This window comes from Thalassobaculum sp. (assembly GCF_040219615.1).
Classification (GTDB): domain Bacteria; phylum Pseudomonadota; class Alphaproteobacteria; order Thalassobaculales; family Thalassobaculaceae; genus Thalassobaculum_A.
Genome location: NZ_JAVJSE010000029.1, coordinates 74021 through 89865 on the forward strand (window position 1 = coordinate 74021; position 15845 = coordinate 89865).

Genomic DNA, 15845 nt, shown 5'->3' on the forward strand with positions numbered 1-15845 from the left:
TCAATCGACGACGCCGTCCCGGCCGGTGCTGCCGCCTTGCGACCTGCCCCTCCGGTGTCCCCCAGGCTGGTCAGCCGGCGACGGCCGGCAAGAACCACTCAGTCGTCGTCGTCATCGTCGTCCATCATGCCGCGGAGGCTCCACTCCTCCCGCACCACGACGACGACGGTCTGCGCGTCGGCATTCAGCACGCCCTGCTCCTGCAGGCTGGCGACGGCATCCTCGACCTTCTCCATCAGGCGACCCTCGCCCTTGCGGAGCTTCTTGACGCGCTTGCGCCGATGCTCGCCGAGGTCGAGGACGCAGACGATCCCGGATTCCGGCTCGTCGGCGGGTTTCTTGGCTTCCGCGGTCGCGGCGGTGGCAGCACTCATTGCCCGATCCTTTCCGTGATTGCGCCCCGGCTGGGCCGGCGGACGGTCTCAAGCGTTCACTTCGACTTCCGGATGACCTTGCGAAGATTGCGGCCGAGATCGCGGATCCAGCCGTTGCGCTTCTCCCGGTTCGAGTGGTCATGCAGCGCCAGGTACATCGACAGCGCACGGGAGCGCCGGCGGGCGTATTTGCGGACCCGCCGCTCCAGCGGACGCAGCCACTTGGACTGCTTCTTGCGCGGCCCGAGTTCCTCGGTCAGCACACCGCGCCACGCCCGGCCGGTGGGCTCGATCGCGACGAACTTCATGCCGATGTCGTCCAGCACGTCGTCATCGTCGGACACATAGACCTCGCGGGAGCGACGCCGCCCGGCCGCATCACGCCGGATCACCACGATCCGCTCAATATCGTCGCTAAGCCTCAGACTCATGGCGCCGTGCCTCCTCTTGCCGCCGTCCACGCCCTGCCAGTCCGGTCGAAGCATAGCGCCAACCGGGCCGGGAAGCCACGGCCGCGATCACAACGTCTCGCTGCAACGGCATCCCGTCGACCGACGGCCACCACTGCGTCGGAAAGGCGCCGCGGGACGTCGGTTTCCTGCACGACATGGAACCATGAACCCGCCGTCCCGTCGACGTGAATTGCGCCGGCGATGCTTGCAACCGTCAATCCTGACAGGTCACTATGGCCACCGAATCGTCGCCGGCCGGCCGAACCGGGCCGACGGCGACGCCGGGCGACATCGGGCGGCGTCGATACTGCCTGACTACACGAAATGAGCGATCGCGATGACGCGCCGACCGCGACCCGGCATGCTTGGCCGGACGACCTGCCCCCGACCGGCCGACGGCGGCCCAGCCCATGCTCGATGAGACCCTGCTGCCGACGCTCCTCGAACGGGCGAAGGAGCGCCAGCCGGTCGAAATCCGCGAGCCGGACCCGGAACCCCGGTTCGCGTTCGCCCGGGTGCTCGGGAGCTTCGGCGGCCACATCCTGGGCTGCTGGTTCAAGAAACTGGCCGGGCGCAGCGATCCGGATGCCGAGGCGGTCCGGCTGCGCCAGGTGTTCGAGAATCTCGGCGGGCTGTGGATCAAGATCGGCCAGTTGGCCTCGCTGCGCACCGACGTGTTCTCCGAGCCGACCTGCCGGGAACTCGCGAGGCTCCAGCATCAGGCCATCGGCTTCCCGCTGCCGCTGGTCGAGGACATCCTCCGACAGGTCTACGGCGCCGAACTCGATTCGATCTTCCAGTACTTCTCGGAGGAGCCGATCGCCGCCGCCTCGATCAGCCAGGTCCACCTCGCCCTGCTCCGGGAACCGAACGTGGTGGTGGCGGTCAAGGTGCGGCGACCGACCGCCGAACGCTCCTTCCTGCGCGACCTCAGGCACATCAAGCGGCTGATCGGGATCATCGACTTCCTCGGCATCGGCGAGCACCTGCATCTCGACGACGCCCTCTGGGAACTCGAGCAGATGGTCCGCGAGGAGCTCGACTTCCGCTTCGAGGCCGCCAACACCAAGCGGATGCGCAAGAGCCTCAAGGACCACAACGTCTACGTCCCTCGGGTGTTCCGGTCGGTCTCCAACCGGCTGGTGCTGGTGACCGAGTTCATCGACGGCGTGCTGATGTCGGACTTCATCCGGATCGGCCAGAACGATCCGAAGCGGGTCGAGCACTGGTGCCGGGTCAACAACGTCGATCCGGAGAAGGTCGGCAAGCGACTGTTCCGCTCGGTGCTGCGCCAGATCCTCGAGGACAACCTGTTCCACGCCGACGTCCATCCCGGGAACATCATCCTGCTGCGCGACAGCAGGTTCGTGCTGATCGACTTCGGCACCATCGGCTTCTGCGAGCGCGAGATGCTGGCGAACTACAAGGTCAGCCTGCAGGCCATGGCCCAGAAGGACTTCGGCAAGGCCGCGGAGGTCATGCTGCGGCTGGCGATCGCGCCGCCGTCGCTCGGCGACGTCAAGAACCTGCGCCGCGACCTGGTGCGGACCTACCGCGACTGGGAAGGGCGCACGCACCTGACCGGGGTCGGGTACCACGAGCGCTCGCTGGGCGCCGCCGGTGCCGAGGCCGGCCGGATCATGACGCGCTACCGGGTGACCCTGAGCTGGGCCTTCATGCGGATCAACCGGACCTGGACGACCATGGACGCGTCGCTCAGCTACCTGATCCCCAACGCCAACTACATCGAGCTGTTCAGCGGCTATTTCGAGGCGTCGAGGCGCCGGCACATGGCGCCGCGGCGGGTGCTGCGCGGGGTGGTGTCGACGGTCGGCCGGGTCGCGTCCCGGGTCGACGAGTACAACGCGGCGCTGGAGCAGCTGGTCCGACGGCAGCAACTGTACAGCACCATCATCGGCAGCACGTCGGAACGCATCGTCCGGGCGATCACCACCTTCCTGCGGTTCGTCCGGCTGATGCTCACGCTGGCATTCTCCGCCGGGCTGGTTTCCTTTGTGATCCTGCACCACGACAGCCTCGTACCCGAACACGAGCCGATCTTCCTCGACCGGTTCGCCAAGCAGCTCGAAGGCGTTCCCTACGAGTGGTGGTGGGTCATCCTGACGGTGCTGATCGCGGCGAACTTCGCCTTCAAGAAGATCGTCCGGCGGCTGGAGAACCGGCCCTGATGCCGCAATCGACAGTGGCGCCGCCCGGTCACCGGTCGCTATGGTAACGGGCGATCGGCATTCGCCAGCGAGGAGCGCCAGCGCATGACCGCCGGGTCTACGGCCAGCCGCCTCAGGGAGACATGGGGCTACCTGCGCTGGTTCTACTGGCCGTTCGGGGCGATGTCCGCCAGGGACATCTACGAACTGGTCTCGACCAACGCCTTCAGCAACGACGGCCTCTACCTGAACCTCGGCTACTGGAAGGACGCCGACACCATCGACGAGGCCTGCGAGGGCATGGCCCGGCTGCTGGCCGAGAGCGCCGGGTTCCGGCCCGAGGACACGGTGCTGGACGTCGGCTTCGGGTTCGGCGACCAGGACATGTTCTGGGCCGAGAGCTTCGGTGTGAAGCGCATCGTCGGCCTCAACATCACCCCGTCGCAGGTCGAGACCGCCCGCCGGCGCGTCCGGGAGCGCGGGCTGGCGGACCGCATCGAACTGCTGGAGGCGTCCGCGACCGACATGCCGCTCGAGCCGGCGTCGGTCGACAAGGTGGTCGGTCTGGAATGCGCCTTCCATTTCGACACCCGCGAGCGCTTCTTCCACGAGGCCTTCCGGGTGCTGCGCCCCGGTGGCCGGCTGGTGCTCGCCGACGTCGTGCCGAACGCGCCGCTCCCGCCCGGCCTCGGGCGCCGGATCCAGCGGATGAACTGGAACACCTTCTCGAAGAAATACTCGGTGCCGGCGGCCAATGCGGACAGCCACGACGGCTACCGCGGCAAGCTGGAGGGCGCCGGGTTCCGGGACGTCCGGATCGAGTCGATCCGCCATCACGTCTACCCCGGGCTGCACGCCTACATGAAGCGCGACCCGCGGATGCTCGCCCGGTTTCACCCGCTGGCGCGGTTCCCCTACAAGATGACCCTGCACTTCGATGCCGACCGGGTCTACTCGGCCTACGACTACGTGCTGGTCAGCGCCGAAAAGCCGGCCTGACGGACGGCCGCCGTGGATACCGCAGGCATCACCGGCTTCGACCTCATGGACCCCGGGGTCCATGCCGATCCCTATCCGACCTACCGCTGGCTGCGCGAGCATGCGCCGGTCTACCGGGTGCCCGGTGCGCCGCTGTGGGTGCTGTCGCGCCATGCCGACATCGAGCAGGCGCTGCACGACCACCGGACCTTCTCCTCCGACCTCGGCATGAAGGTGCCGCTGATGTCGATGGTAATGAAGGACCCGCCGGACCACACCCGGCTGCGGCAGACCGTCAACCGCGCCTTCACGCCGCGCAACATCCAGCACCTGGCGACCCGCATCGAGGCGGTCGCCGAGGACCTGGTCTCGGGGCTGGCCGGCCCCTGCGAGTTCGTGCAGGCCTTCGCGAACCCGCTGCCGGTCACGGTGATCTGCGAGATGCTGGGGGTGCCGCTGAAGCACCGGGCCCGCATGAACCGGTATGCCCGCGACGCCCTGCTGGCCAGCTTCGCCGCCACCGGCATGGGCAGCGCCGAGCTGCGGGCCGAAGCCGAGGCCGGGCTGGCCCGGCTGATGGAGATCCTGGACGAGGCGATCGCCCTGCACCGGGCGTCGCCGAAGGACAACATCATCTCCGCCCTGGTGGCCGAAGAGGCGCGCGGCGTGGTCGACCACGGCGAGCTGCGCCACCTGTGCGCACTGCTGCTGATCGCCGGCCACGAGACCACCGCCAACCTGCTGGCCAACGGCGCCCACATCCTGGCCCGCGACCCCGACCTCTCGGCGCGGCTGCGGGCCGACCCGGCGCTGATCGCCGGCTTCGTCGAGGAGCTGGCGCGCACCAGGCCGCCGCTGCAGCGGCTGATGCGCCGCACCACGCGGGACGTCGAGATCGCCGGCACCACGATCCCGGCGGAGTCCTCGGTCATGCTGCTGCCGGGCTCGGCCAACCGCGACGACAACGCCTGGGACGACCCGGAGGGATTCCGCATCGAGCGCGACAACCGGCGGCACCTGGGCTTCGGAACCGGCATTCACGTCTGCCCCGGCGCCTCGCTCACCCGGCTCGAGGCGCGCATCGCTTTCGCGGTATTGTTGAAGCGCACCCGGACGATCCTGCCGGACCCGAATCGTCCGCCGAGCCCGATCGTGGGTTACGGGGCGGGAAGTCTCGGCTGGAATCAGCTACCATTGATCGTGGAACCGCAATGACCAGAAGGTCGGCAGAGCCGCCGCGATGAACGACCAGACCGTCCAGATGACGCCGCTGCAGAAGGCAGCCGTCGCGCTGAAGGCGCAGCGCGCCCGGATTGCCGAGTTGGAGCAGGCGGCCTCGGCACCGATCGCCGTGGTCGGCATGGGCTGCCGGTACGCCGCCGGCGGCGACGATCCGGACGCCCTGTGGCGGGCGCTGGAGGACGGCCGCGACGGCAGCCGCGAGGTCCCGCGGGACCGCTGGGACCTGGACGCGGTCTACGACCCGACGCCGGGCGTGCCGGGCAAGATGTATGTCCGCAAGAGCTGCTTCATCGACGGGGTCGACCGCTTCGACCCGCTGTTCTTCCGGATCTCCCCGCGCGAGGCGGTCGGCATCGACCCGCAGCAGCGCCTGCTGCTGGAGGTCGCGTGGGAAGCGCTGGAGGATGCCGGCATCCCGCCGCCGTCGCTGGTCGGCAGCCGCACCGGCGTGTTCCTCGGCATCAGCACCAACGACTACTCGGCGCTGCTCAGCCGCACCGCCCACGGCTCCGGCAGCAACGCTACCGCCGGCGCCGGCAACGCCGCCAGCGTGGCGTCCGGGCGGCTGTCCTACAGCTTCGGCCTCCAGGGCCCGTGCATGGCGGTCGACACCGCCTGCTCGTCGTCGCTGGTCGCCACCCACCTGGCGGTCAAGGCGCTGCGCAACCGCGAGTGCGGCCTGGCGCTGGTGGCGGGCGTCAACCTGATGCTGGCGCCGGACATCACCATCAACTTCTGCCAGGGCCGGATGCTGTCGCCGGACGGCGCCTGCAAGACCTTCGACGCCGACGCCGACGGCTATGTCCGGGGCGAGGGCTGCGGCGTGGTGGTGCTGAAGCGGCTGTCCGACGCGCTCGCCGACGGCGACCGGGTGCTGTCGGTGATCCGCGGCTCCGCCGTCAATCAGGACGGCCGCAGTGCCGGGCTGACCGCGCCGAACGGCCTGGCCCAGGAGGCGGTGATCCGCCAGGCCCTGGCCGACGCCCGGCTGGAGCCCGGCGCGGTCGACGCCATCGAGGCGCACGGCACCGGGACCGCGCTCGGCGACCCGATCGAGATGCACGCGCTGAAGGCGGCGTACGGCGACCGCGACCGGCCGCTCTACGTCGGCTCGATCAAGACCAACATCGGCCACACCGAGGCCGCCGCCGGGGTCGCCGGCATCATCAAGGCGGTGATGATGCTGCGCCGGCAGGTGGTGCCGCCCAGCCTGCACTTCACCCGCTTGAACCCGCATATCGACCTCGGCGGCGCCGACTTCCGGGTGCCGACCGGCCGCCTCGAGACGCGACTGGAACGGGTCGGGGTCAGTTCCTTCGGGTTCAGCGGCACCAACGTCCATGTGGTGCTGGAGGCGCCGCCCCGGCCCATGGAACTGCCGTCCGGGACCGAGCCCGCCGCCGCGAACACCACCGCGCCCCGGCTGCTGATCTCGGCCCGCACCCCGGAAGCGCTGGCCGAGCTGACCGCCCGCTACCGGCGGTTCCTGGCCGAGACCGACGAGGATTTCGCCGACATCTGCCATACCGCCGCGGTCGGCCGGGCCCGCCTGCCCTGGTGGATCTGCGTCGAGCGTCCGGAGGACCTCGCCAACGCCACCCCGAGCAACGATCCGCACCCGGTACTGCCGGAGACCCACGGCCGGCGGGTGGCGCTGCCGACCTACGCCTTCGAGAACACCCGCTACTGGGTCGACAGCGCGCCCGGCCCGGCCCCGGAGCCCCAGCCTGCGCCGGAACCGGAGCCGGACGCCCCGGCCGGCACCCACCCGCTGCTCGGCCGCAGGCTGTCGCTGCCGCTGTCGACCGAGGCGCGCTGGGAGGCGACGGTCGACACCCGCCGGCCCGGCCTCGGCTTCCTCGCCGACCATGTGGTCGACGGGGTGCCGGTCATGCCGGCCGCGGCCTTCGCGGAGATCGCCCTGGCGGCGCGGCCGGGTCACGATCTGGTCGACCTGCGCCTTCCCGCCCCGCTGCGAATGCCCGACGGCACCTCGCGCCACCTGCAGACCATCGTCGGGGCCGACGGGGCGCTGCGCATCGTCGGCTTCCAGCCGGATTCCGACGCCGCCACCGTGCACGCCACCGGCCGCCTGGAGCCGGCGGTCGCACCGCAGTTCGCGCCGACCCCGGAACCGGGAACCACGATCGCCCCGGAGGCGGTCTACGCCGCCATGGAACGCCTGGGGGTCCGGCACGGCCCGGCGTTCCGGCTGCTACGCTCGGTCCGCCACGGCGAGGGCGTGGCGACCGGCGTGATCGACGCCCTGGCCCCGGGGTCGTTCGGCGTGCATCCGGTCGCCCTCGACGCCGCGCTGACCCTGGTCGCCGCAGCCCTGCCGGAGGTCGACGACGCCCTGCTGGTGCCGAGCCGGGTCGGCCGGGTCAGCCTGATCCGCCCGCCGTCCGGCCCGTTGACCGCGACCGCCATCGCCGCCCGGCGCGGCGACCGGGTGACCGCCCGGGTGACCCTGGGCGACGCCGACGGGGTCTGCCTGCTGGTCTCCGACCTGGTGTTCGAGCGGGCCGCCCCGTCCCGGGCATCCGGGCTGTATGAGCCGGTCTGGGCGGAGGCCGCCGCCGACGCTGGCGGGCCGCCGGCCTTCTTCCCGGCGCTCGGCGACCTGGTGGCTGCGCTGACCGCCGACGGCGAGCGCCTGGCCGAGACCAACGGCATGGCGGCCTACGCCGAGGCCGGCGAGGCGCTGGAGCGGGTCGCCACGCAGTACGTGCTGGTCGCGCTGCGCCATCGCGGCCTGCGGCTGGAGGCCGGCCGGCAGTTCGGGTTCGGCGCGCTCGCCGAGAGCCTGGGGATCGCCGAACGCCATCACCGGCTGTTCCGCCGGATGCTGGAGATGCTGCGCCAGGACGGCATCCTCGAAGCCCACGGCCGGCGCTGGACCGTCCTGGAGGCGCCGCCGGAGGCCGATCCCGAGCCGGCCGCCGCCGCGGTCGAGGCGCGGTTCCCGCAGATGGCCGGCGAGATCGCGGTGCTGCGCCGCTGCGGCGCCGCCCTGGCCGGGGTGCTGGCCGGCGAGGTCGACCCGCTGACCCTGCTGTTCCCGGCCGACGACGCCGGCGCCGGGGCATTCTATGCGGACTCCGGCTATGCCCGCACGGTCAACGGCCTGCTGCAGTCCGCCGCCGCGGCGCTGGCCGGGGCCACGCCGCCCGGCCGGCCGCTGCGCGTGCTGGAGGTCGGCGCCGGCACCGGCGGCGCCACCGGGGCGGTGCTGGACGGGCTGGGCGACTCGCCGCGGGCCTACACCTTCACCGACCTGTCGGCCGGCTTCCTGTCGGCCGCCCGCGACCGCTTCGGCGCCGAGGCGATCGCCACCCGGATCCTCGACATCGAGGCCGACCCGGCCGACCAGGGCTTCGCCGCCGGCGAGGCCGACATCGTGCTGGCCGCCAACGTGCTGCACGCCACCCGCGACATCGGCCGCAGCCTGGCGCATATCCGCGGCCTGCTGGCCCCGGGCGGGGTGCTGATGCTGGTCGAGAGCTCGAGCCCGCGGCGCTGGGTCGACATCATCTTCGGCCTGACCGAGGGCTGGTGGCGGTTCGAGGACAGCGACCGCCGGCCCGACCACCCGCTGCTGTCGCCGGACGGCTGGCAGGCGGCGCTGGCCGAGGCCGGATTCGAGCCCGGCCCGGTCGCGGGCAGCGACGTCATCCTGGCCCGCCGGCCGCCGGAGCCGATGGCGGCCACCGGCGCCGGCATCGGGTCCTGGGCCCTGACCGGCGATCCGGGGCAGTGCGGCGACCTGGGCGAGGCGCTGGCGGCCGCCGGCGAGACCATCGCCTATCCGTCGCTGGCCGACCACCGGGTCCACGTGGTGCCGCCGGCCGCCGCCGACGAGGCGGCGCAGACGGCACTGCTGCGTGATCTGGTCGCCCTGGCGAGGGAGGCGGCCGACAGCGCGGTGCCGCAGCGCCTGACCCTGGTCGCCTCCGGCGCGCCGGGCCATGCCGGGCTGTCCGGCTTCGTGCGAACCCTGGCGATGGAGGAGCCGGCCCTGGCCCCGCGCCTGCTGCTGGATCCGCCGGATGCTGCGACCCTGGCCGGGGAACTGCTGGCCGACCGCGGCGACGACGAGGTTCGCTGGATCGACGGCCGCCGCCGGGTGCTCCGCATCGCCCCGGCCGCGGCGCCGCGCGGCCCGGCGAAGATCGGGGGCACCTGGCTGATCACCGGCGGCTTCGGCGGGCTCGGCCTGGCGGTCGCCCGCTGGCTCGCCGTGCAGGGGGCCGGCCGTATCGCCCTGCTGGGCCGCAACCCGCCGGAGACCGTCGCGGATCTCGGCATTCCGGTCGACGTCCACCAGGGCGACGCCGCCGACGCCGAGCTTATCGACCGCATCCTCGACGGCCTCGGCGACGTCGAGGGCGTGATACACGCCGCCGGCAGCCTGGCCAACGCGCCGGTCGCGGCCCAGAGCGAAGGCACGATCGCCCGGGTGCTGCACGCCAAGATCGGCGGTGCCGTCGCCCTCGACCGCGCGACCCGCGCGCTGGCCGGGCGCGGCCGGCCGGTCCGCCACTTCGTGCTGTTCGCCTCGGCCGCCGGGGTGCTCGGCTCGGCCCGGCAGTCCAACCACGCCTTCGCCAGCAGCTTCCTCGACGGCCTCGCCCATGCCCGGCGGGCCGACGGGCTGCCGGCGCTCAGCCTCGACTGGGGGGTGTGGCGCGAGATCGGCGCCGCCGCCCGCATGGGATTCGACGAGCAGGCCGACCAGCTCGGCCTCGGCAGCATCGTCCCGGCCGACGGGCTGGCGGCGCTCGGCAGCGCCCTGGCGGCGTCGCAGGCCCAGCTGCTGGTCCTGCCGTCGGTCGACTGGCCGGCTTTCCTGGCGAATTTCGAAGGCGCGCTACCCTCGCTCTACGCCGAGGTCGCGGCAGCCCCGGTGCCGCCGCAGCCGGTGGCAGCCGCCGTGACCGTCCCGAGCCCGCCGACGGCCGCGGCGCCGGCCGCCGGCGCCGTCGACCGGGTCGCCGGCATCGTCTCCGACATCCTCGGCCTGGCCGGCCAGCACGTCGACCGCCGGGCGCCGCTGCATGAATTCGGCCTGGATTCGCTGGTCGCGGTCGAGATCAAGAACCGGGTCGAGAAGGAACTCGGCATCCCGGTCTCGGTGCGCGACCTGATCGAGGGCGCCTCGATCGAGGCGATCGCCGGCAACGCTCCGGCGGGACCGGACGACGGCCACGCCCGGTTCAAGGAGATCCGCGACCGGGTCGAGGCGATCGTCGCGCAGATCCTGGGCCTGACCGGCACCGTCGACGTGCGGGCGCCGCTGTACGAGATGGGCCTGGACTCGCTGGTGGCGGTCGAGATCAAGAACCGTGTCGAGAAGGAACTCGGCGCGCCGCTGTCGGTCCGCGACCTGATCGAGGGCGCCTCGATCGAGAGCATCGCCGAGACCGTCGCCGGCGGCGGCACAGCCGATGCCGACCCGCCGGTCGCCGGCGCCGCGAGGGTGATCCTGCCCGACCCGGCGAACCGTCACGCGCCGTTCCCGCTGACCGAGATGCAGCAGGCCTACTGGCTGGGCCGGCGCAGCGACGTCGAGCTCGGCAATGTCGGCTGCTACCTCTACACCGAGTTCGACACCTCGGTGGTCGACGTCGAGCGCGCCGAGCAGGCCTTCAACGCGCTGATCCGGCGGCACGACATGCTGCGCGCGGTGATCGGCCCGGACGGGCTGCAGCGGGTGCTGCCGGAGGTCCCGTACTACCGCTTCGAGGTGCTGGACCTGCGCGGACAGTCGGCCGACGAGGCGCTGGACCGGTTGCGGCGCGAGCTGCCGCAGCGCCTGGTCGACCCGGACGTCTGGCCGCTGTTCGACGTGCGGGTGACCGTGCTGGACGACCGGGTCCGCCTGCACACCGGCTTCGACCTGATCGCGCTCGACGCCGCCAGCATCTTCGCGCTGCGCCGGGAATGGGGCCGGCTGTACGACGATCCCGAGACGGTCCTGCCGGAGATCGGCCTGAGCTTCCGCGACTACGTGCTCGAGGAGCAGGCCTATCGCGACACCGCCGCCTGGAAAGCCAGCGAAGCCTACTGGCGCGAGCGCGCGGCGACCCTGCCGGGCGGCCCCGACCTGCCGCTGGCACGCGACCCGGCGACCCGGGACCGGCCGAGCTTCGCGCGCCACCGCGTGGTGGTGCCGAAGGCGGCCGCCGAGGCGCTGAAGCGCCAGGCCCAGTCCCGCAACCTGACGCTCTCGACCCTGCTGGCGGCCGCCTATGCCGACACCCTGGCGGCGTGGAGCCGGTCGGCGCATTTCAGCCTGACGGTCACCTCGTTCAACCGGCCGCAGCACCACCCGGACATCGGGGCCCTGCTGGGCGACTTCACCTCGACCATCCTGCTGGAGGTCGACGCCCGCGCGCCCCGCTTCCAGGACCGCGCCGCCCGCCTCGCCCGCCGGCTGTCGGAGGACCTGGAGCATTCGGCGGTCGGCGGCGTCCATGTGCTGCGCGAGATGAACCGCCGCAGCGGCGGCGAGCCGGGCCGCGGCATCCGTTACGTGCCGGTGGTGTTCACCAGCGCGCTCGGCTTCCGGCGGCCGGGCTCGCTGGACGCCGAGGAGACCGACGCCACCGGCTGGGACCGGCTCGGCACCACCGTCTACAACGTCTCGTCCACCCCGCAGGTCTGGATCGACCACCAGATCTCCGAGGAGGACGGCAACCTGCTGTGCAACTGGGACACCGTGGTCGGGCTGTTCCCGGACGGCATGGTCGAGGCGATGGTCGAAGCCTATGGCCGGCTGCTGCATGACCTCGCCGAGGGCGACGGCTGGGACCGCCCGGTCCGCGACGCGCTGCCGGCCGCCCCGCGCGCCGCGTTCCGACCGGTCGACGCCAGTGGCCTGCTGCACCAGGCGTTCGAGGAGCAGGCGGCGCGGGAACCCGACCGGGTCGCCGTGATCGCGCCGGACCGGGCGCTGACCTACGGCCAGCTCGACAGCGCCGCCACCCACCTGGCCTTCTCGATCTCGGAGCAGCTGTGCGGCGCCGAGGCGGCCCGCGACCGGCTGGTGGCGGTGTGCTTCCCGAAGGGCTGGCGGCAGATCGTCGCCTGCCTGGCGGTCCTGAAGGCCGGGGCCGCCTACCTGCCGATCGACCCGTCGCTGCCGGCCGAGCGCCGGCGCCTGCTGATCGAGCAGGGCGAGGCCCTGGTGCTGGACTACGACGACGACGTCGACGACGCCCTTGGCGCGGCCCGGCGCGGCGAGCCGCTGCCCGGCCTGGCACCGATCGAGGGCGCCGACCGCCTGGCCTATGTGATCTACACCTCCGGCTCTACCGGCCAGCCGAAGGGGGTGATGATCGACCACCGCGCGGCCCTGGCCACCGTGCGCGAGGTCAACCGGCGCTGGAAGGTCGGGCCGGACGACCGCGCCATCGGGCTGTCGGCGCTGAATTTCGACCTGTCAGTCTACGATATCTTCGGCCCGCTGAGCGTCGGCGGCGCCCTGGTGCTGCCGGACCCGGCCGCCAGCCGCGACCCGGAGCGCTGGGCCCGGCTGCTGGTCGAGCACCGGGTGACCCTGTGGAACACCGTGCCGGCGCTGATGGCGATGCAGGTCGAGCACGGCCTGCCGGCCGGCCACGCGCTGCGGCTGGTGATGATGAGCGGCGACTGGGTGCCGCTGGACCTGATCCCGCGGCTGCGCGCCCAGGCGCCGGACGCCCGGCTGGTGGCGCTCGGCGGTGCCACCGAGGCGGCGATCTGGTCGAACGCCCACGAGATCGGCGAACCCGACCCGGACTGGCCGAGCGTGCCCTACGGCACGCCGCTGGACGGCCACATGCTGCATGTGGTGAACGACCGCGGCGAGCCGTGCCCGGACTGGGTGGTCGGCGAGATCGAGATCTCCGGCCAGGGCCTGGCGCGCGGCTACTGGCGCGACACGGTGCGCACCGACGAGCGGTTCCGGGTCGACCCGGCGACCGGCGAGCGCCGCTACCGGACCGGCGACCTCGGCCGGTACCGGCCCCATGCCGGGTCGCCCCCCGACGCGTCGACGCCGATCGAGTTCCTCGGCCGCGAGGACTTCCAGGTCAAGATCCAGGGCCACCGCATCGAGCTCGGCGAGATCGAGGCGACCCTGGCGACCCATCCGGAGGTCGCCCAGGCTGTCGCGGTGACCGCGACCGAGGGCGGGCGCGCCAGGTCCCTGCACGCCTTCGTGGTGCCGGAAGGCGGCGGCACCATGGAAGCCGCGGACTACCGGGCGGTCGCGGCCGCCGCACAGGCCGCCGCCGAGGCCACCGCCGTGGCGATCTCCGCCGACGACTACGCCGCCCTGTCCGACCGGCTGTCCGACAATGCCGCCGCCGCCGCCGCCGCCGCCCTGCGCCGGCTCGCCGGCCCGGATGCATTGCCGTCCGCCGAGGCGCTGATCGCCGACCACGGCGTCGCTGCCCGCTACCGCGCCTGGCTGGCCCGCATGCTGCCGGAGGTCGCCCGGGTGGGATGGGACGCCGAGCCGCTGCCGTTCGAGAGCGTCGACAGCGTCAACCGCCTCGGCTTCGGGTCGGAGGCACTGGGGCTTCTGGACATGGTGACCGGCAGCCTGGCGGACATCCTGACCGAGCGCCGGCACTCCTCCTCGATCTACCTGTCCGCCGCCACGCCGGCGGTCTACGAAACGCTGTTCGCCGGGCCGAACGCGACGATCGCCGCGGCGGTGACGGCCCTGGCCGCGGAGCGACCGATCACGGTGCTGGAGGTCGGCGGCGGCCTCGGCACCACCCTGGAGGCGATCGCGCCGGCACTGCCGGACGGCCGGGTCCGCTACCGCTTCACCGACGTCAGCCGGCACATGGTCAACCGGGCGCGCGAGCGCTTCGGCGACCGCGGCTGGGTGGCGTTCGACGTCCTCGACTTCGACCGCGAGCCCGAGGGCACGCCCGACGCCTTCGACGTGGTGATCGCCAGCAGCGCCCTGCATGCCGCCGCCGACGTGCGGCGCACGCTGGCGATCCTGCGCCGCCACCTGAAGCCCGGCGGCCTGCTGGTCCTGTCCGAGCAGACCCGGTTCTTCCCGTGGTTCGACCTGAACATGGGCCTGCAGGCCGGCTTCGACACCCGGACCGACCGCGACCTGCGGCCCGACCATCCGCTGCTGGACCGCGACACCTGGCTCGCGCTGCTCGCGGACACGGGACTCGACGCGGTCGCGGTCCCGCGCGCCGAGGGCAGCCTGACCGACCGCATGGGGCTGGACGTCATCCTGGCGGCCGCGCCGGCCGTCCCCGAGGTCGCCGACGGGTTCGAGGAGCGGCTGCGGGCCCATCTCGCCGACCGGCTGCCGGCCTACATGGTTCCGCAGTCCCTGACGGCGATCGACCGCCTGCCGCTGTCGGCCAACGGCAAGGTCGACCGCGGCGCGCTTCGGCGCCTGGTCGGGACGCAGCCGCAGCCGGACGGCGGCGCCGGTCCGCTCGACGCCCTGGAGGCGACAGTCGCCGAGGTGGTCGCGGAACTGCTGCAGCGGGACGACTGCCCGCCGGACCGCTCGCTGTTCGAGCTCGGCGCCACTTCGCTGACCATGGTGGCGCTGCAGCGGCGGCTGAGCGAGCGGCTGGGCCGGACCGTGCCGCTGCAGGCGATCTTCGAGGAGCCGACGGCCCGTAGCCTGGCGCGCGCGATCGCCGACGGCCGCGCCGGCACCCATGCCATGGTCGTGCTCGAGCCCCGGCCCGACGACACCCGGCCACGGCTGTTCATGATGCCCGGGATCATGTCGCTGCCGTTCTACCTGCGTGGCATGGCGGCGGCGCTGGCCGACGACGTCGCCCTGGTGTCGGCGCAGCTGCCGGGCCTGCTCGGCGACGAACGGCCGATCGACAGCATCGAGGCACAGGCCGACTACGCGCTCGACGCGATCCGCCGGATCCAGCCGCACGGGCCGTATCTGGTCGGCGGCCACTCCTTCGGCGGCTGCGTGGCGATCGAGGTCGCCCGGCGGCTGCGCGATGCCGGCGAGGCGGTGCCGCTGCTGCTGCTCGGCGACACGGTTCGCACCCGCACCGACCTCGCCGCGTTCCAGACCGACGCGGTGGCGCACGAGGCGCTGGCGCGGGCGCTGTACGCGCTCTACGGCGACGCGCTTCCCGGTTCCTACGAGGACCTCGCGCGGTTCGGTGCGACCGAGCGGATGCGCCGGATCGTCGACGCCGTGACCCGGGCCGGGCTGCTCGGCCCGCTGGCCCTGCCGGTCGACCGCATGGTGGCGATGTTCAAGGCCAACTGGCGGGCGCTCGGCGCCTACCGGCCCGCGCCGATCCCGGGCGACGCCACGCTGATCCGCACCGAAGGCGGCTTTCCGCCGGAGTTCCTGGACCACGAGCCGGGCGACTCGCTGGAAGATCCCGGCCTCGGCTGGACCGAGCTGGTGCAGGGCCGGCTCGAGATCCGGACCATGCCGGGCGACCACCTGTCGATCCTGGACGGCGACGGCCTCCCGTTGATGGCGCGGCTGGTCGGGCAACTGGTAGGTGCCGCGACCGGACGCTGAGCGGCACACGCCGGCGAGGCCAAGGGTGGCGCGGACATGGCGGTTGAAGAACCTGCCTTGTACCGCCGGCGCAGCCTGCTAGGGTCGGCCGATC

The 15845-nt window shown here is 72.7% G+C and carries 6 protein-coding genes; 4 read left to right on the forward strand and 2 right to left on the reverse strand.

From position 1 onward, the window contains the following. Positions 1 to 98: 98 nt before the first annotated feature. Together RIC31_RS15435 and RIC31_RS15440 are read right to left on the reverse strand one after the other, a co-directional pair. Positions 99 to 374 (reverse strand): DUF6200 domain-containing protein, encoded by a 276-nt coding sequence (locus RIC31_RS15435; RefSeq protein WP_350109357.1) that lies wholly within the window; start codon positions 372 to 374, stop codon positions 99 to 101. A 56-nt stretch (positions 375 to 430) separates the two neighbouring features. Further along, positions 431 to 805, reverse strand: a complete 375-nt coding sequence (locus tag RIC31_RS15440; RefSeq protein WP_350109360.1) for a DUF6312 domain-containing protein — start codon at positions 803 to 805, stop codon at positions 431 to 433. A 431-nt stretch (positions 806 to 1236) separates the two neighbouring features. Here RIC31_RS15440 and RIC31_RS15445 point away from each other — a divergent pair, with 431 nt between their 5' ends. The 4 genes from RIC31_RS15445 to RIC31_RS15460 all read left to right on the forward strand — a co-directional run bounded on the left by RIC31_RS15445 (position 1237) and on the right by RIC31_RS15460 (position 15751). Beyond that, a complete protein-coding gene (locus tag RIC31_RS15445; RefSeq protein ID WP_350109363.1) occupies positions 1237 to 3015 on the forward strand; it encodes an ABC1 kinase family protein in 1779 nt (592 codons plus the stop codon). 84 nt (positions 3016 to 3099) lie between these two features. Next, on the forward strand, positions 3100 to 3993 hold the full coding sequence (locus RIC31_RS15450) for a methyltransferase domain-containing protein (protein WP_350109366.1): 894 nt from the start codon (positions 3100 to 3102) through the stop codon (positions 3991 to 3993). A gap of 12 nt (positions 3994 to 4005) precedes the next feature. Beyond that, entirely contained in the window at positions 4006 to 5187 is a 1182-nt protein-coding gene (locus RIC31_RS15455; RefSeq protein WP_350109369.1) for a cytochrome P450, read from the forward strand. 25 nt (positions 5188 to 5212) lie between these two features. Next, complete coding sequence (locus RIC31_RS15460) at positions 5213 to 15751, forward strand: non-ribosomal peptide synthetase (protein WP_350109372.1); 10539 nt, start codon at positions 5213 to 5215, stop codon at positions 15749 to 15751. The last annotated feature ends 94 nt before the right edge of the window (positions 15752 to 15845 follow it).